We start from the raw sequence: 17,114 nt of genomic DNA on the forward strand, positions 1-17,114 counted from the left end.
CAGTCCCTTTTTCTCCCTAGTATCGCGTAAACTCATTAACTGTATCAAACATGATTGCATTGGTTTTTCTACAATCGGTAAGTCAGGCAACAAAGCTTGTAAGTTTGCTTTGTGATCTGGATGTTTTCGACACTATTTATCATGCCGAGAATGAGCAAGACTGTAGTGCGTTGTTGCAGCAAAATCAGAACGCTTTAAGCTTTTTACCCGTAGGTTTCGCGTCACTTTGCCCGCCTTCTTCGTGCTGGGTGGCGGTGGGCGAAACCACATCCGATGCCTTAACGGCTTTTAACCATTCTGCCCAAGGGTTTGTTCATGTGCCCTTTGATGAAAAGCAGTTGGAATGCGTCATTCAGCGCTTAACCCTTCATTGCGAAAAAGCACATCATCGCAGACAATATCAACGCTTGGTGAAGGGGCTATGCATTCAATATGGTGTGAATGAGCACGCGCTTTTGGCTACGCTTCGTCGTCAACACGCGCTTATTAAAGCGCCAGGTATCGTCAGTGTGAAAGCGCAAGATGGGTGGTGTTGTTTACAACCACGGGATATTAAGTGGATTGAAGCGTGTGGGGATTATATGGAAATTCATACCCTTGATAGGCGTTTGTTAGTACGTTCAACCCTATGTCAACTGATGCAAAAGTTAGGGCATGAATATTACCTAAGGTGTAACCGTTCGGTTGCGGTTAATCTCGACTTTGTAGATAAAATAGACAAAGTAGGGAGTCAGCTTCATGTCATATTAGATGATGGTCAGCGGTTTAAGATGAGCCGACGTTATCAAACGCCGCAATGGCATCCTACAAAAGCGGCGTCTATGCTTGCTGAACTGCAGTAAACATATAATAAGACCTTTGTCCTGCTAGTATCTCGTCTGTGATATCAGTTACACTTTCCGCCTACTAATGCGCGATGTCATGCAGTAAGGGAGATAGTCGATGAATAAAGCAGTAAAATGGCTGTTAGGTTGGGCCATGGTACTTTTTTGCTATTATTCTGGTGTTTTTCTTTCTGCCCATTTTGATTTAGTACTCCCAGGTACCCTAATTGGGTTGTTTTTGCTGCTAGGGGCTTTGTTTACTTTCCACATTGTTGAGCCTTTGGTTTCTACCGCCGTTGCGCCACTACTAAAACATATGTCAGTTTTATTTGTACCTGCCGTGCTTGGTGTGTCTGTGTATTGGCCCGACATTCAGCGCCATGGCATAGCGATTGTGGTTGCTGTGGTTATGTTTACTGCATTTAGCTTGGGAGTTACGGCTAAAATTGCTAGTAAATTAATGCGGCATAGACACCCGCAGGGTGAAAGGGGGAACCAGTGAGCGATATTCTCTCTACAACACTATCTATCACGGGCGGGGTTTGGCTAAGCCTTACCTTAATCGCCTACGCCGCTGCGCTTGTTGTGAATAAATACTGCAAAGGGCACCCGCTTGCCCATCCCCTCATTACCACTTCCGCGATAATTAGCTTGGCCCTGTTAGTGAGTCAGGTGTCGGTGACAAACTATCAAACGGCCGCAAGTTTCCTTCATTGGTTACTAGGCCCTGCAACAGTGGCATTGGCGCTACCCATTTACCGACAATGGCATGTGCTAAAGCACTACGGTTGGCGCTTACTTCTTAGTATCGTTATTGGCGGCGTGATTGCGCCCATTACGGCATGGCTAGGGTTATGGGTAAGCAGCGCTTCCACCGCCTTACAAATGAGCATGCTGGTTAAATCCATTACTACCCCTTTGGCCATGGAAACCGCAAGCCAAATTAACGGTATTCCCGCACTTGCCGCAGTGTTTGTCATTATGACAGGAATTGCGGGGGCAATTATGTCAACCTGGGTTTTTCAGCTGTGCAAGGTTAAGGACACCCAAGCACAAGGGATAGCGCTTGGTACAGTGGCACACGCTGTGGGTACTGCAAAAGCATTGCAATTGGGTGATGATGTGGCTGCAATGGCAACGTTAGGCTTATGTGTCAATGGTATTGTTACTGCCATTGTGTTGCCTGTATTTTTTATTGGCTCTTAGCCATTCAGCTAAATTGCACTTACTGAGTGTGGCAAATTCCGCCAAAAGTGCTATTCCTAATAGAGCAATAACACGTCACTATAGGTGTGTTGTTATTTGGTAGCTTTAGTTACAGGCGTAAGTGCCGATAAAGTTTAAAGTGATGCGCATGACTGCGTTATCGTCAATTCAAGGTGGTGTATTCGCTCAATGTTTTCTGTACTCGTCTGTGACGATTCACTGGTTGCTCGCAAGCAAGTGGCTAAATGTTTACCGCAGGATTGGGATGTGGCGGTTCATTTTGCTAAAAATGGCCAAGAAGCCGTGACAGCGCTGAGCGAGGGGAAAGGAGATCTTCTACTACTCGACCTAAATATGCCGGTATTAGACGGGTATGGCACGCTAGAGGCAATAAAAAATCAAGGTTTAAATACCAAGGTCATTGTTATTTCCGGTGATATACAACCGGAAGCCTATGATCGTGTTACCGCGTTAGGCGCACTCGATTTCATTCGCAAACCGGTTAATCCTAAAACCTTGAATGAAATGCTCGAAAAGCATCAAATCCGACATATTGAAGTGGAAGAGGAAGTTGAGCAAACTCCCTTAGATCCAGATATTCGCGACTGCTACCAAGAAATTACCAATATTGCGATGGGGCAGGCAGGAGATCACTTAGCTCGCATCATGAACGTATTCGTGCGTTTACCCATTCCTAATGTCAATCTTATTGAAGTGTCTGAATTGCATATGATGTTGTCAGATATTGAAAGCCATGAGCAGGTAACCGCGGTGTGTCAGGGCTTCCTAGGGCCGGGCATCAGTGGCGAAGCGCTGTGCATTTTGAGTGATTCCAGCTTTGAAGACGTGGCTAAAATACTCAATGTGGAAGGTGAGGTAGACGATCAACTACAGCTTGAACTGCTAATGGATGCCGCCAGCATACTCATTGGCACCTGCTTAAGCGGGTTAGCGGTGCAAATGGATGTGAATTTTAGTCAGGGGCATCCTATTGTCTTGGGCCAACACAGAGCCATTACAGAAATTATCAGTATGAATCAAATGCAGTGGAAACGTACCCTTGCCATTGAATTAAGCTATGGACTAGAGGGCTATAACGTACAATGCGATCTTATACTGCTCTTTACCGAAGAGTCGATGAAAACCATGAACGCTAAGTTAGCTCACTTGTTGGAGGATATGTAATGAGCCAGCAATTAGATGAGTTATTAGAATTTCACTGGATGATGGACATGTTGCAATCCGTGGACGTGGGTATTGTCGTGTTCAATCGACAGTACCAAATTCAGGTATGGAATGGGTTCATGGAAAGTCACAGTGGTATGCTACCCAGTGAAGTCCGCGACAAATCGTTATTTGACCTCTTTCCGGCCATCAAAGAAGACTGGTTTAAGAAGAAGTCTAACCCCGTATTTGACCTAAAAACCCGCGCCTTTATGACATGGGAACAGCGTCCATATTTATTCAAGTTTCCCAACTACCGGCCGATTACAGGTAGTGAGTCATTTATGTATCAAAATATCACGTTAACGCCGCTGACCTCGGCGACCGGTAAGGTTGATTACGTCAGTATGATGATTTACGACATGACAGACGTGGCTGTAGGGAAAAAGCAACTTGAGGCGCTACAGGTATCAATATCAGAGGCGCAAGAGCGCAATCAATCCCTGCTATAAAGTGCATCAAAAAGTGCGCTCAACTCACAGTTAATTTTATTCACGTTTTTTATTCGGCTCTAATAGGGTACCGAATTGCGGGAGTTCCTATGCAAATTAGAAGTGTTGCGTATGCCAAGCGTGCGCTTTTCACTGTTGCCACAGTTTTCTTTTTATCTTCATGCGGTGGTGGCGGCTCTGATGCCAATTCAGACAGCGGTACCGACACCGATAATGACAGTGAATTGCTCGTGAATGCGGGCCCTGACGATACAGTCACTGAAGGCGCCACCTATTCGCTGAGCGCTGAAGTTACCGGAGGTGACGGGGAATACACGTACAATTGGACCGCGTCGCCTTCACTCACACTTACCCATGAAGATACCAGTTCATCTCAAGCAAGTTTTACCGCGCCTGCGGTTTCGGTGGCCACGGAATATACGCTTACCGTGTCAGTAAACGATACGTCAGGTAATGCCGACAGCGACTTCACTATTATCACCGTAAGCCCGGTTAATATCGCCCCAGTGGCGGACATTTCTGTTCCCGAATGGGAAGGGCTTGAAGAAAATTACTTTCCTGGCGGCGTGGAGGTAATACTTGATGGCTCAGCTAGCTCCGATGAAGATGCCAGTGACTCGAGCGACGCTATTAGTGAATACAGCTGGACACAGACCGACGGCACCAATGTGATTGTGGGTGAAGAAACAAATTTATCGACGCTTACCTTCACCACGCCTATTTTAAATGACGAAGAAAGCATTACCTTTCAATTGGAAGTCACCGACAGCGAAGGCGCAACCGACACGGCCACAGTAACACTCACTGTGCAATCAAAAAGCGATACTTTACCCGTTGTGGATGCTGGTTATTCTCAAGGGGTATTTAGCGGTGAAATCATTATTTTAGAAGGCACTGCTAGCACCAGTATTTCAGAGGCTGAACCTCTTACATACAGTTGGGGGCAAAGTAATAATGTGTCGGCGTCAGAGTATGTCGCAAGTGAGAAAGGCGGGTATGTAAGCATTAAAGCCATCGACGACACTGATGCATTGTCTACCTTTGCTATTGCACCTTCGGTCAGTGAGTACACTGTGGTTGCTTACACGCTAACGGTCACCGATGCTTTTGGCAATCAAGTGGAAGATACCATTAACGTGGGGGTAAGAGTAATGCCCACGCCACTTATCAACGACACAGGTTTTTTACAGCAAGCCACAGACAATGCGCTAACACAGGCGCAACAAAACGACTGGCCCGGCCAAGATGGCCAACGAGGTGCTGACATTGTGGAGCAAAATGGTTATATCGAAAAAGCAGGGCGAGGAAAAGCCGGTTTCGATTTTACGCGTTTAAATGCTAACGGCGACGAGCAAGATGCCAGCGCCGACACCTGGTCATGCGTGCGAGACAATGTGACAGGTTTAGTGTGGGAAGTGAAAACCGACGACGGTGGTTTGCAAGACAAAGACTACCTTTACTCTTGGTATAGCGATGACACCAATGGTGGCTATGCGGGTGACGAAAATGGTGACGACACCTCGTGTTCATTGACCAGCTGCAATACTCAAGCCTACGAGAACGCGTTAAATGAACAGGGACTATGTGGCTTTTACGATTGGCGCATGCCGACGCATCATGAACTATTTACCCTTATGCATTTAGGTTTATCAGACAGTATAGCCATAGATGAAGATTACTTTCCCTACACCGGAACGGTGGGAACCGATCCTGTATGGTACTGGACTTCGGTTCCCAGTGCTGATGGTGTGAATAGTGAAGATGCACAAAACGCCTGGGCACTGGATTTCGACTCAGGTGTAGATAACTTTTTAAACAAGTCTTCTGCGGCAAGAGTTCGCTTAGTGAGAGCTGGGAGATAGCAATGAAAATTTTACTACCCGCATTGGCGTCGTTTGCAATAATGTCTGTTCAGGTGTCGGCACAAACCTGTTTATCCAGTGGTTTAGAAACCACGCCTGAAACTGATTTTAGTGAAGTAACCAGCAGCACGTACTTGCACGATACTACAGATTTAGTTTGGAAACGATGTGCAGAAGGGCAAACTTGGGATGGCACCACCTGCGACGGTGAAGCGGTGAAATACACATGGCAAGAAGCATTGCAGTTAGCGCAAGAAGCCAGTAACGAAGATTTATTAGGATGGCGATTACCTAATGTAAAAGAGCTGGCGTCTATTGCAGAGCGCCAGTGTGTACGCCCAGCGGTAAATAGCACGCTATTTCCAGAAACCCCACCGGATGACTTTTGGACTTCAACACCGTCCTCAGACGATCCTGATAGGGCTTGGGTGGTCGCATTCTTTAACGCGAGTCACTCCATAAAAGAGAAAGATCGCTACATTTACGTGCGTTTAGTGAGAACTTACACCGACGATTAAAGAATTTAGTCTTTAGTCTAAATGCACAGGCTTTAAGTATAATACTGAAAAGCACGCCGTTATACTGCGTGCTTTTATTTTAATCGTAAAGGTACTTCTCGCCTCTGCTTCACCCTGATTTTTAGCGGTTTAGACTCAAGTCACCTTTCTATTTCAGTAGAAGCTAGCCACAATACCCTCATGAATGATTTTAAATACCTGATCACGGGTTTACTTAGTTTTCTATCGCTCAGCTGGTGTACGCCGGCCATGGCTGAATTTACCTGTAATATCGACTTTGGCTATGGCCTTGCCGTTAACGATACTCAAGTACGAGTAATGGAGAAGTCGCGAACCCTCGTTCAAATTAATAATCAAGATCAGCTTTTCATCGCTGGTCGATGGCAAGAGCTAACACCTGAACAGGCCGTTTGGTTGCGAGAGTATTCCGATGGGCTACATTATGTGGTGCCCAAAATGATCATATTGGCTACTGAAGGCGTGGATTTGGCCATTGATACCATAGAGCATGTTTATCTAGGGTTAGTTGGCAGCGATCACGACAGCTACGCTAGGCTGAACACCGCCATGAAACGGGTACAGGCGCGAGTGAAAGATAAATTTCGCCATGCGAGTAATCATTATTTTATTGGCCCTGGATCGCTAGAAAGCGTTGATGACTTCGTGGATAGCGAGATAGAAGCACAACTTGAAGAAGCAATTTCCACCTCTGTAGGCGGCATTTTATCGGCGATTAGTGGTATTAATACCAGTAATGGCGAAGTGAGCAGCGAAAAAGTGGCTGAAATTACCCGTCAGCTAGGCACGGTGGGTGAACAACTAGAACGGGATGTTGGCGATAAAGCCACCACGCTTCGTAAGAAGGCGCAGTGGTTTTGTAACAAGCTTAAACGCTTAGACATTGCCGAGGAGAAGTTACGAGAGAGTCTCCCCGCGTTTAAACCGTATAACATTATAACTTCTAGCCAAGACAGCAAAGATTAGCGATTACACAAAACAAGATAGAAGGCTGTTTAAATACCGGCGGCCTTTATCAGTAACCTGCCAGTGTGACGGTGATAGTCGAAGTAATCCTTGCTGCTGTGCGTCGGCTAATGCGGTATCGACGTCCTTTGGCAATGTTAACCCCGTGAATGACGAAAAATCGTCAATAGGGCAAGGCTCAACCAACCTAAACCTATTCATAAAAAATTCGAAAGGCAAATCGTCTTCTGCCACCTGGGTTTGGGTGTCAAGGTACGGCCTACTTATTTCCATGTAGCCCCTCGGGTGTTTTACTTTCACCGTTCTATGGATGGTGCCTTTTTTTGCATCTGTAATTTTGCCATGAGCGCCGCAACCAATACCCAGATAATCACCAAACCGCCAATAGTTTAAATTATGTTGGCATTGATGGCCGTGTTTAGCGTAGCCAGATATTTCGTATTGATGATAGCCTGCGGCTTCAAGAATCTCATGTCCGCGCTGTTGAATTTCCCACAAAATATCGTCGTCGGGCAGTGCAGGTGGGCGCGAATAAAAAGGCGTATTGGGTTCAATAGTCAGCTGATACCACGATAAATGATAAGGGTTTAATGCGATACCTTGCTGCAAATCACCCATGGCGTTTTCCACACTTTGCTCTGGTAAGCCGTGCATTAAGTCTAGGTTAAAGGTGGGCAACCCAGCGCTATGAGCTTGCTTAACTGCATTTTCCGCTTGGAGTTCATTGTGAATTCTTCCCAGTACCTTCAAATGGTGGGGTTGGAAGCTTTGGATCCCTACTGAAATTCGATTCACACCGGCTTGATAAAACCCGGCAAATTTACCCGCCTCAACCGTGCCGGGGTTAGCTTCCATGGTAATTTCCGCATTCGGCGCTAAGTTAATGCGTGCTTTGACGCCCTCTAAAATAGCTGCCATGGCATCAGCTGAAAATAAGCTTGGTGTGCCGCCCCCAATGAAGATGGTCTCAACTTGCCTATTGCCAACACGTTTGGCGTCTATCGCTAAGTCGTCAAGAAGATGAGCGACATACTCTTTTTCAGGCAGGTCAGACTTAAGCCCGTGAGAATTAAAATCACAATACGGGCATTTTTGAACACACCATGGTATGTGGATGTAAAGGCTTAAGGGAGGGTTACGCAAAAGTGGATCTCATCGATTGCAATAAAATACCTAGTGCACTTCCTCGGTGACTAATGCGATTTTTTTCAGTTTTCTCTAACTCAGCAGCGGTGCATTTATGAGAGGGAATATAAAATACAGGGTCGTAGCCAAAGCCGCCTTTACCAGCGCGTGATGACAATATTTCACCTTGCCATTTCCCTTGGCTTACCAATGGAACTGGGTCGTCGGCGTGACGCATAAAAACTAACGTACAAAAGAAATGGGCTTTGCGATTGGCTTGGCCTTCAAGGGCATTCAGTAGCTTGTCGATGTTGCTCTCATCAGTGGCGTGGTCACCAGCATAACGTGCAGAGTAAATACCTGGTGCGCCCCTTAAGGCGTCAACCACTAAACCAGAGTCGTCGGCAATGGCTGGCAGGCCCGTCACTTGCGCTGCATGTCGGGCTTTAATAATGGCATTTTCTACAAAGGTGGTACCGGTTTCAGGCACATCTGAAACCCCTAATTCTTTCTGTGCAACCACATCTACGCCGTAGTCAGCAAATAAAGAGGAAAACTCTTTTACTTTGCCTTGGTTACCTGTGGCGAGAACAATTTTTTCTGGAAATTTCATTGTGTACTCTTTTGAACTGACGGTGAGCTAAAGCATAGGGGGCTAAACACATCCATGTGCGCTACACTGCCGTATCCCTGCGGCAGAGGGTTTGTGTCGGCAATGTTCAACCTACATCCTGGCACACCGCATTAACTCACCTGAAGGTTACTTTTATTTACTTACGCTTTTTGGGCCTCGCTTTCGCCTTAGCTTTGTCTTTTACTTTTTTCTTTCTCGGGCCAATTTTAGGTGTTTTGTTTTTAGGACGTAGTTCGTCAATCACACGTGCTTTTAAGGGTTCACCCATATAACGTGCTGCTTTAGCCACCATTTCAAAATCGTGAGCTTCAATTAACGAAATTGCAGTGCCTTTTGCGCCAGCCCGTCCTGTTCTGCCGATGCGATGTACGTAAACGTCGGCTTTACGCGGCATGTCGAAGTTAATAACGTGACTGACGTTAGGTACGTCGATACCACGGGCAGCAACATCAGTTGCTAATAAGATAGGGACGTCACCACTTTTGAAGCGGGCCATCGCTGCGTTGCGTTTGTCTTGTGGCATTTCGCCCTGAAGCCAGCACACCGGAATATCTTTAGACGCTAAGAAGTCTTTTAGCATTTGCAGGCGGTCACGGGTTTTCACAAACACAACCGCTGACGTCGTTGTCTCTTGCTTCAGAATATTAACCAGCAAGGCTTGCTTGTGGTTCATGTCGTCAGCGAGGTGATACCACTGATGAATCTTATTTTTCTCTTTACGCGACGGATTCGCTTCAACAATTTCAGGGTTGTTAAGAATGTCGTGGGCGAAGGTTTTAACCGCTTTACCTTCCAGCGTGGCAGAGAACAACAGGTTTTGCTTACGCCAGCGCGCTTCAGCTGCAATCTGGTTAACGACCGTTGAGAAACCCATATCCAACATGCGGTCAGCTTCATCAAGGATCAAACACTCGATATCGCGACAATCAGCGGTTTCTTTTTCGATGTGTTCAAGTAGTCGACCCGGTGTCGCCACCAAAATATCTAAGTTTTGGCTAAGGGTTTCTTTGTCGGTGCCGTAATTTATACCACCTGTAATTACGCCACACACCAATTGGGTATGCTTAGTCAGGGCCTTGGCCTGCTCGTAAACTTGCAAAGCAAGTTCTCGGGTAGGCGTGAGAATAAGAATACGGGTGGCGCCTGGTTGCTTGCGAGGGTAGTCGAGTAGAAACTGACACGCGGGAAGCAAAAAGGCAGCTGTTTTTCCTGTGCCTGTCGGCGCAGAGGCTAAAATATCACGCCCGTCTAAAGCATGAGGGATAACCAGTTCTTGAATACTGGTGGGGGTTTCAAAGCCCATGTCCGCCACAGCATGGCACAGGGCGTCGTCTAGTTCGAGTTCTTCGAAAGTCATAGTATAAAAACACTTTAAATGAATGGGGCATAGTGTAGCATTTATGTGAGAATCGCACTATTTGAAAAAGCCACTATGCCATGCCGAGTTAACCTCTATTGAGGTTGCCTTTACATCGCTTGAGCTATAGCGCTGCACTTGGCATCGTTCAGAGCCTGTTTAATTGCGGGCCCTTTTATTCCTGTGGCAATGATGTCTTGCACGTTTACATCATTTGCTGCCGAAAGCGCACGTTGAATCAAGGTTGTTTGAGCTGGCCAATCAAGATGACTACGCTTTGCTAATGGCGTCATGGCCGTTAGCAACAAGCTAAACCTTTCTGGTCGCCGCCATGCATCGGCGCCATTAAAAATATTAAGCAGTGCACTAGCGGCTTCGTTCACGCTATCGGTGGCCGAAAAATCAGTCAGTAGGTGCTGCTTAAATTGACTAAGCAGCCGCGCGAGATCGCTGACCTGGTTCGGCACTTTCAATCTTGAACATAACTGTGACACTTGAGTGGGGTTTAATGGGCTGCACAGGGCAGAAAAGCGCACTGCCAGTTGGGTGTCTTTATCATGGCTTGCCTCTTCTGACGATACTGACAGTGGCGAGGCGGCTAATGTTAAGCAGGCTAAAGCCTCGGTTAGGTGCTCGCCAAGCTCTGAAAACCAGCTGGTTAATGCTTGGCTTTCAGCCAGTACGGTAAAAAACACGTCTGGCGTGGCTTCAAGTAGGCTGCGTTTAGTTTCTTGCCATACGCGTTCTGCACTCAGAGCACGTAATTCGCCGCTGTTTGCCATAGATTGCATTAATGTCAGTGTTTCAGGAGCAATGGTAAAACCCAAATAGCGGTAGCGAGTGGCAAATCGAGCCACACGAAACACCCGTAATGGATCTTCACTAAAGGCCGCAGAAACATGGCGAAGACAGCGGTTTTCTATATCTTGCTGCCCCTTGTAAGGGTCAATAATATTGCCGTCATCATCTAACGCCATCGCATTTACCGTAAGGTCGCGGCGCTTCAAGTCTTCTTCTAGGGTGACAGACGATGAGGCATCGCAGACAAACCCAGTGTAGCCTGCACCTGATTTTCGCTCGATACGGGCCAGGGCATATTCTTCACCGGTTTTTGGGTGAAGAAAAACAGGAAAATCTTTTCCCACTTGGGTAAAGCCTTTGGCGAGCATTTCTGCAGGCGTAGCGCCAACCACGACATAGTCTCTTTCCGTGACAGGTCTTTCTAACAAAGTGTCTCTCACGGCGCCGCCAACTAAATAAACCTGCATGTATTCTCGCTTTTAAATCGGGGTGATAAAAAGAAGTAGTATATCAATGTTCCAAATAAAATTGTCAGTGCGTGTAAAGCGCCCTTTTACTTACCCTCGTGCTCTGGTAGTTTAATCCTCGTTTTTACCATTACTTAGCGAATACCATGTATTTGAACTATTTCGGGTTAAGCGATAACCCGTTTTCAATAGCCCCGAACCCTGATTATCTCTATATGAGTCCTAGGCATAAGGAAGCATTAGCGCATTTAACATTCGGGCTTCGCGAAAGCGGTGGCTTCGTTATGCTGACCGGTGAAGTCGGCACGGGAAAAACCACCGTATCGAGAAAACTACTACAGCAGTTACCCGATAATACGCAAGTGGCAATGATTTTAAACCCCACTTTATCTGCGTTAGAGTTACTCGCCACGGTGTGTGACGAGTTGGGTATTGCCTACAGTGGACCTCAAGCCAGCTTGAAGTATTTTACCGATCTTATTTTGGGTAAATTAGCGGCGAATCATCAGGCCGGAATTAACACTGTACTTATGGTGGATGAAGCCCAGCACTTGTTGCCCGAAGTATTAGAGCAATTGCGTTTGCTAACCAATTTAGAAACCAACCGCGAGAAGCTCCTTAAGGTGGTATTAATTGGTCAGCCAGAATTGCAGCAGTTACTGAAACGTAACGAATTACGTCAGTTAGCCCAACGTATTACCGCGCGTTACCATTTACTGCCGCTTACGTCTTTAGAAGTGAAAGCTTACATCGCACATCGTCTTAGCGTAGCCCATGGCGATGTCAGCATTTTTAGTCAGTCTACATTGAAGGCGGTGCATCAAATAACCGGGGGTATCCCTCGGGTTATTAATTTGCTTTGTGACAGAGCCTTAACGCTCTCTTTTACAAAACAGCACGCGGTAGTGAAAAAGCCCATTTTTTTTGCTGCGGCAGAACAAATTTTAGGTGAAGACGTTGTCAGGCAGCGTTTACATAGTCAGCGTAAATGGCATCTTATCGGCGTGTTTTTACTCGCAATTGGGTGTGGCTATGGTTTAGGGAGCCTTTATGTCTAACGTGGTGACCATTGAAAACTTAACGCCGGGCATGGTGATTATTCAAATCACAAAACAAAATGGCCCCGTCAAAATTAGAAAATCAGGGTTAGTGACAAGTGATGCCATGGTGCAAGGTTTGGCGGAAATGGGCGTGCAAGAGCTAGAAATAGACCCAGACCAAACAGTAGAAATTGCACCGGTTACTCAACATAGAACCCAAACTCAAGCTCTGTTGAGAGGCGAGCACGATACCAAAGCCAATTTTGACTCGTCGCTTTCCGAACAATTTAATCGAAGTTTGTTTTTGCCCACCGTTCAGGGGCTACCGTCAATGTGGTCTGTGTATGCGAAAGAACTTGCAGCCTTCGGTGTTACCCTATTGTTGGGGTTGGGCATAGGCTTTATGGCCGCTACGCCAAGTCTTTGGTGGCCGTTAATTTCACATGAAGATACGCAAATTACTCCAGTTGCGATAACCCCGCCTGCGGATATCTCATCTTTGCCTTTTACCGACGATACACCTACGCCCCTTGATACTAACGCAGAGGTTGCGGCAAATGTTGCGTCCGCTGAAGACGCGAATACCGAGGGCAAACAGGCCCCTCAGGTAGCTAACGTCAATCAATCCAGCGGGTTAAATGACAAGCAGACACCACCCTCGGCAGCACAGAACAAGGACGATGAGGTACAAGAAAGTGCGGTTGCGTCGTTATCAGAAGAAGGTGGAGAAGTACTCAATGACAGTGGCAGTGACAGTGATATTGCGGTGTCGCCTGAGTTATTAGCCCGTTTTAACGCGGCTGTAGAAGCGCTCGATAAGCAAACCGACGAAGGGCGCTCTGAACCTGCAAGGCCTCTTACCGTTCACGATGATATTCAACGGGTGGACCAATTACCGGTGCGTCTGTTAACACGGCTTCCTAGTATGAATTTCAGTGCGCATATGTATGCGTCACAAGTGGACGATCGCTGGGTTCGCGTTAACGGTGTGCAAAGGTTCGAGGGGGACTGGATTGACGATAAAGTGCAAATTATCAATATAGAGGCGCAGCGCGTCATTCTTTCCTTTGAAGGAGAATTGTTTTCGATGAGCGCATTAACGGACTGGTAACGGGCGTCGCTATTTTTTAGCCTGTTTGCCAGCCCATGTCACAGGCGCCTAATTCGGCGCCTGGCTTATGAATACTTCTTGGAAAAACTTCGATAAATTAAGTTTAAAGTCTTCTGGACGAACACCTGAGACTATCTCGTCATCATATTGGCTTAAATCGATTCGCTTAATTTCATTGTAATGATTTGACGTCACGCTATAAAAAGACATGACCACAGGGCTTAAGGCATCTCGCTTACCGCGCTGACTAACAATGGCTAGCTTGCCACTTTTCAATCGAACCAATGACCCCACAGGGTGAACCCCCACACATTGAATAAATTGGGTCACTAAATTTTGGTCGAGGTTATCAATACTGGTTAACCGCTTGAGTGCCTGGGTAGGCGTGATACTTTCTTTATGAGGGCGGTTGGATGTCATGGCGTCGTAGGCATCTACGATGGCGGCGATGCGAGCAAGTTCACTTACATCATCACCCGCTAAGCCGCGAGGATAGCCACTGCCGTCTTGCCGTTCATGGTGTTGTGCAATAATAGAAAGCGCTAAATCTGAAATGTCGCCGCATTGCTCAACTAAATCTATACCAATTTCCACATGGGTTTTCATTACTTCCCAGTCGGCATGAGAGAACTCACCTGTGTTATTTCTTACTTCTTCGGGCAGAGAAGACATGCCCACATCCATCAACAGTGCCCCTAAACTGGCTTGGTCAATAATGTCACGGTCGTAACCTAAAAACTGCGTAAACATACCCATGATGATGCTGCAATTGATAGAGTGTTCAAGCAAGTAGGAGTCGGCATCTTTGATTAAGGTTAAGCAGGAGAGGGCGTCTTTATTATCGAATACGCTTTCAATTAAGCTTTGCGATAATTCCTCGACGGGTTTTAGGTCTTTTGCTGCGCCACGCTTTAACGATTTCAAGAAACCGTTTTGAATATTCACTGCGTCAAAATATAAGTCGTTAGCCTCGTTTAGCGATTCTCGATTAATGGGTTTTTCTTGTGGTTGCGTTGCCGTGTCTGGGGCTACACTTTCTGGCGCTGGGGCAATGTCTTCCACTAAGCCTTTCGACTTTTCGGTATCAATTTCTACGCGTTGAATACCCCGTGTTCTAAGTGTGTCTATGACTTTCTGAGTTTTGACTATTCCTTTTGAGCGCATTTTTAGTGCGCCGCTTTGTTCAAGCACTTGATTGACGTACATGCCAGGCTTCAATTCGTCAATGGGTACGGCTTTTAACATTGTTTCTCCAAGAGCGCTTTCTGACACAGATTGTGATGGGGGTAAATAACCACTAAATATTACGACAAACTCATACATACGTCAGTGTATAATTGATATTTGTTGGTATATTTAACTGTCGATGCGAAATGACATGATATACGACAAGCGATAGGGCTTGTCTTACACGAGATAAAAATGGTCAGCTAACATAATAGAAAAGTAAGCACTAACCCACTGATAATCAGCGGTCAGTGCTTCTACTTACTATTAAAGCCAGGCAGGCTGCTTAGCTTCGAAAGCCTTAATGGTTTCAGTCAGTTCGAGGGTCTGACCAATAGCATCTAGCCCTTTAATTAAATTGTTTTTATGGTGCTCAGCAATATCGAAGGAAACAGATACGCCACCGAAAGTCACAGTTTGAGCGGGTAAATCGACTGTAATCTCAATGGCAGGATTGTCTTCTACGGCAGCAAAAAGTTTATCCATTTCTGCGCTAGGTAATGCTACAGGCACCAGTTGGTTGTTAATGCAGTTACCGTAAAAAATATCTGCAAAGCTGGTGGCGATGACTGTTTTAAAGCCAAAGTCAGCCAGCGCCCAAGGCGCATGCTCTCGGCTTGAACCACAACCGAAGTTTTCACGCGCTAGCAAAATACTGGCGCCCTTATGCTCAGGCTTGTTTAAAGAAAATTCCGGGTTCGGCTCTTTTTCTTCTAAATCTAAATAGCGCCAATCATGAAACAAATGTTTTCCGTAGCCCGCGCGGGTAACACCGGTTAAAAACTGCTTTGGAATAATTTGATCGGTATCCACGTTAGCCTGGTCTAAAGGAGCAGCAATACCTGAATGTTGTGTAAAACCTTGTTCTGACATGACTTACTCCTGAAAATCTCTAACGTCGGCAAAGCGGCCAGTGATGGCTGCGGCGGCGGCCATGGCAGGGCTAACTAAGTGGGTACGTGCCCCACGACCTTGGCGACCTTCAAAGTTTCGGTTACTGGTTGACGCACAGCGGTCACCAGACACTAATTTGTCGTCATTCATACCTAGGCACATGGAGCAACCTGGCAGACGCCATTCAAATCCGGCTTCTTCAAAAATCTTGTCTAGGCCTTCTGCTTCCGCTTGGCGTTTAACATTACCAGAACCGGGGACCACAATGGCCGTTACTGAATCGGCAACTTTGCCGTTTTTAGCAATATGTGCGGCGGCACGTAAGTCTTCAATACGACCATTTGTGCATGAACCAATAAACACATGGTTAACGGAAACGTCAGCGAGCTTTTCACCGGGTTTAAGCCCCATGTAGCCTAACGCTTTCACAGCACTTTCTTTTTCAATCGGATCACTAAAGTCTTCTGGTGCAGGCACGGGCGTATCAACACCAATCACTTGACCTGGGTTAGTGCCCCAAGTGACCTGTGGTGCAATATCTGCAGCTTGCAATTCTACGACTGTGTCAAACTCAGCGCCTTCTTCGGTGTAAAGGGTTTTCCAGTACGCAACAGCGTCATCCCAGTCTTTACCTTTAGGCGCGTATTCGCGGTCTTTTAAGTAAGCAAAGGTGGTTTCATCTGGTGCCACAAGCCCTGCTTTCGCGCCAGCTTCAATACTCATGTTGCACACCGTCATGCGCTCTTCCATAGACAAGCCACGGATAGCTTCACCGGCATATTCAATAACATGGCCTGTCGCACCGGCGTGACCAATTTTGCCGATGATGGCAAGAATAATGTCTTTTGCAGTAATACCAATAGGAAGCTTACCGTTAACATTAATCAGCATGCTCTTAGCGCGGCTTTGTTTAAGGGTTTGCGTAGCCAGTACGTGTTCAACTTGTGATGTACCTATACCGAATGCGAGTGCACCAAACGCACCATGAGTTGCCGTATGAGAGTCGCCACACACCACAGTCATGCCAGGTTGAATAAGGCCTAACTCTGGCCCCATTACATGCACAATACCTTGCTTTTGGTGCCCAACGGGATAAAGCTGAATACCGTGTTCTTCACAGTTTCGCGCTAGGGTATTTAGCTGAAGGGCATTTTGAGGTCCGCATGCATCAATGGCTAATGAGCGGGTGGATATACTGTGATCCATCGTGCCCACTGTGCGGTCAGGACGACGCACCTTACGGCCCTTTTCGTTAAGCCCTGCAAAGGCCTGTGGTGAGGTTACTTCGTGAATAAGATGGCGATCGATATAGATTAAGCTGTCTTCACCTAGTTGATCGATAATGTGTGCCTGCCACACTTTGTCATATAAGGTCTTGGCCATGGGGT

The 17,114-nt window shown here is 46.5% G+C and carries 17 protein-coding genes; 10 read left to right on the forward strand and 7 right to left on the reverse strand.

Translation table 11 applies throughout. The features are described from left to right. Positions 1 to 50: 50 nt before the first annotated feature. The 8 genes from EP13_RS04285 to EP13_RS04320 all read left to right on the forward strand — a co-directional run bounded on the left by EP13_RS04285 (position 51) and on the right by EP13_RS04320 (position 7,070). Positions 51 to 842, forward strand: coding sequence for a LytR/AlgR family response regulator transcription factor (locus EP13_RS04285; protein ID WP_052364282.1), 792 nt, complete (start codon positions 51 to 53; stop codon positions 840 to 842). A gap of 100 nt (positions 843 to 942) precedes the next feature. Beyond that, positions 943 to 1,326, forward strand: coding sequence for a CidA/LrgA family protein (locus EP13_RS04290; protein ID WP_052364283.1), 384 nt, complete (start codon positions 943 to 945; stop codon positions 1,324 to 1,326). Next, on the forward strand, positions 1,323 to 2,030 hold the full coding sequence (locus tag EP13_RS04295; protein WP_052364284.1) for an LrgB family protein: 708 nt from the start codon (positions 1,323 to 1,325) through the stop codon (positions 2,028 to 2,030). Before EP13_RS04290 ends, EP13_RS04295 begins: the two co-directional genes overlap by 4 nt. Before the next feature lie 189 nt (positions 2,031 to 2,219). Beyond that, positions 2,220 to 3,215, forward strand: coding sequence for a response regulator (locus EP13_RS04300; protein ID WP_044056202.1), 996 nt, complete (start codon positions 2,220 to 2,222; stop codon positions 3,213 to 3,215). After that, positions 3,215 to 3,706, forward strand: a complete 492-nt coding sequence (locus EP13_RS04305; protein ID WP_044056205.1) for a PAS domain-containing protein — start codon at positions 3,215 to 3,217, stop codon at positions 3,704 to 3,706. The genes EP13_RS04300 and EP13_RS04305 overlap by 1 nt, the downstream gene beginning before the upstream one ends. An 89-nt stretch (positions 3,707 to 3,795) precedes the next feature. Beyond that, positions 3,796 to 5,568 (forward strand): Lcl C-terminal domain-containing protein, encoded by a 1,773-nt coding sequence (locus tag EP13_RS04310; RefSeq protein WP_044056206.1) that lies wholly within the window; start codon positions 3,796 to 3,798, stop codon positions 5,566 to 5,568. 2 nt (positions 5,569 to 5,570) lie between these two features. Beyond that, entirely contained in the window at positions 5,571 to 6,086 is a 516-nt protein-coding gene (locus EP13_RS04315) for an Lcl C-terminal domain-containing protein (protein WP_052364285.1), read from the forward strand. Positions 6,087 to 6,266: 180 nt separating this feature from the next. Beyond that, positions 6,267 to 7,070 carry a YggN family protein gene (locus EP13_RS04320; RefSeq protein WP_044056207.1) on the forward strand — a complete coding sequence of 268 codons (804 nt, stop codon included), beginning with the start codon at positions 6,267 to 6,269 and terminating at the stop codon, positions 7,068 to 7,070. A 3-nt stretch (positions 7,071 to 7,073) separates the two neighbouring features. Here EP13_RS04320 and hemW read toward each other — a convergent pair whose 3' ends face one another. The 4 genes from hemW to EP13_RS04340 form a co-directional block, all read right to left on the reverse strand. Beyond that, the gene (gene hemW / locus EP13_RS04325; protein ID WP_044056208.1) at positions 7,074 to 8,213 is read right to left on the reverse strand and encodes a radical SAM family heme chaperone HemW; all 1,140 of its coding nucleotides are present in this window, start codon (positions 8,211 to 8,213) and stop codon (positions 7,074 to 7,076) included. After that, on the reverse strand, positions 8,206 to 8,808 hold the full coding sequence (locus tag EP13_RS04330; RefSeq protein ID WP_044056209.1) for an XTP/dITP diphosphatase: 603 nt from the start codon (positions 8,806 to 8,808) through the stop codon (positions 8,206 to 8,208). The genes hemW and EP13_RS04330 overlap by 8 nt, the downstream gene beginning before the upstream one ends. Before the next feature lie 157 nt (positions 8,809 to 8,965). Then, positions 8,966 to 10,186, reverse strand: coding sequence for an ATP-dependent RNA helicase SrmB (srmB, locus tag EP13_RS04335; RefSeq protein ID WP_044056213.1), 1,221 nt, complete (start codon positions 10,184 to 10,186; stop codon positions 8,966 to 8,968). A gap of 110 nt (positions 10,187 to 10,296) precedes the next feature. Next, positions 10,297 to 11,454 carry a CCA-adding protein gene (locus EP13_RS04340; RefSeq protein WP_044056214.1) on the reverse strand — a complete coding sequence of 386 codons (1,158 nt, stop codon included), beginning with the start codon at positions 11,452 to 11,454 and terminating at the stop codon, positions 10,297 to 10,299. A gap of 146 nt (positions 11,455 to 11,600) precedes the next feature. Here EP13_RS04340 and EP13_RS04345 point away from each other — a divergent pair, with 146 nt between their 5' ends. Together EP13_RS04345 and EP13_RS04350 are read left to right on the forward strand one after the other, a co-directional pair. Then, complete coding sequence (locus tag EP13_RS04345; protein WP_044056215.1) at positions 11,601 to 12,512, forward strand: ExeA family protein; 912 nt, start codon at positions 11,601 to 11,603, stop codon at positions 12,510 to 12,512. Further along, positions 12,505 to 13,605 (forward strand): general secretion pathway protein GspB, encoded by a 1,101-nt coding sequence (locus EP13_RS04350; protein ID WP_044056216.1) that lies wholly within the window; start codon positions 12,505 to 12,507, stop codon positions 13,603 to 13,605. Before EP13_RS04345 ends, EP13_RS04350 begins: the two co-directional genes overlap by 8 nt. 48 nt (positions 13,606 to 13,653) lie before the next feature. On the opposite strand, the gene EP13_RS04355 is transcribed toward EP13_RS04350, so the two are convergent. The 3 genes from EP13_RS04355 to leuC all read right to left on the reverse strand — a co-directional run bounded on the left by EP13_RS04355 (position 13,654) and on the right by leuC (position 17,109). Then, positions 13,654 to 14,850, reverse strand: coding sequence for an HD-GYP domain-containing protein (locus EP13_RS04355; protein WP_044056217.1), 1,197 nt, complete (start codon positions 14,848 to 14,850; stop codon positions 13,654 to 13,656). A 249-nt stretch (positions 14,851 to 15,099) separates the two neighbouring features. Further along, a complete protein-coding gene (gene leuD, locus EP13_RS04360) occupies positions 15,100 to 15,705 on the reverse strand; it encodes a 3-isopropylmalate dehydratase small subunit (protein WP_044056218.1) in 606 nt (201 codons plus the stop codon). Positions 15,706 to 15,708: 3 nt separating this feature from the next. Next, the gene (gene leuC, locus EP13_RS04365; protein WP_044056219.1) at positions 15,709 to 17,109 is read right to left on the reverse strand and encodes a 3-isopropylmalate dehydratase large subunit; all 1,401 of its coding nucleotides are present in this window, start codon (positions 17,107 to 17,109) and stop codon (positions 15,709 to 15,711) included. Positions 17,110 to 17,114 lie beyond the last annotated feature (5 nt).

It is taken from the genome of Alteromonas australica, assembly GCF_000730385.1.
GTDB lineage: Bacteria > Pseudomonadota > Gammaproteobacteria > Enterobacterales > Alteromonadaceae > Alteromonas > Alteromonas australica.

What these genes read in the sequence shown, in the direction of transcription:
- EP13_RS04285 (WP_052364282.1), top strand. Translation starts at nt 51, where the DNA reads ATGATTGCATTGGTTTTTCTACAATCGGTAAGTCAGGCAACAAAGCTT.
- EP13_RS04290 (WP_052364283.1), top strand. Translation starts at nt 943, where the DNA reads ATGAATAAAGCAGTAAAATGGCTGTTAGGTTGGGCCATGGTACTTTTT.
- EP13_RS04300 (WP_044056202.1), top strand. Translation starts at nt 2,220, where the DNA reads ATGTTTTCTGTACTCGTCTGTGACGATTCACTGGTTGCTCGCAAGCAA.
- EP13_RS04305 (WP_044056205.1), top strand. Translation starts at nt 3,215, where the DNA reads ATGAGCCAGCAATTAGATGAGTTATTAGAATTTCACTGGATGATGGAC.
- EP13_RS04310 (WP_044056206.1), top strand. Translation starts at nt 3,796, where the DNA reads ATGCAAATTAGAAGTGTTGCGTATGCCAAGCGTGCGCTTTTCACTGTT.
- EP13_RS04315 (WP_052364285.1), top strand. Translation starts at nt 5,571, where the DNA reads ATGAAAATTTTACTACCCGCATTGGCGTCGTTTGCAATAATGTCTGTT.
- EP13_RS04320 (WP_044056207.1), top strand. Translation starts at nt 6,267, where the DNA reads ATGAATGATTTTAAATACCTGATCACGGGTTTACTTAGTTTTCTATCG.
- EP13_RS04330 (WP_044056209.1), bottom strand. Translation starts at nt 8,808, where the DNA reads ATGAAATTTCCAGAAAAAATTGTTCTCGCCACAGGTAACCAAGGCAAA.
- srmB (WP_044056213.1), bottom strand. Translation starts at nt 10,186, where the DNA reads ATGACTTTCGAAGAACTCGAACTAGACGACGCCCTGTGCCATGCTGTG.
- EP13_RS04340 (WP_044056214.1), bottom strand. Translation starts at nt 11,454, where the DNA reads ATGCAGGTTTATTTAGTTGGCGGCGCCGTGAGAGACACTTTGTTAGAA.
- EP13_RS04345 (WP_044056215.1), top strand. Translation starts at nt 11,601, where the DNA reads ATGTATTTGAACTATTTCGGGTTAAGCGATAACCCGTTTTCAATAGCC.
- EP13_RS04350 (WP_044056216.1), top strand. Translation starts at nt 12,505, where the DNA reads ATGTCTAACGTGGTGACCATTGAAAACTTAACGCCGGGCATGGTGATT.
- EP13_RS04355 (WP_044056217.1), bottom strand. Translation starts at nt 14,850, where the DNA reads ATGTTAAAAGCCGTACCCATTGACGAATTGAAGCCTGGCATGTACGTC.
- leuD (WP_044056218.1), bottom strand. Translation starts at nt 15,705, where the DNA reads ATGTCAGAACAAGGTTTTACACAACATTCAGGTATTGCTGCTCCTTTA.
- leuC (WP_044056219.1), bottom strand. Translation starts at nt 17,109, where the DNA reads ATGGCCAAGACCTTATATGACAAAGTGTGGCAGGCACACATTATCGAT.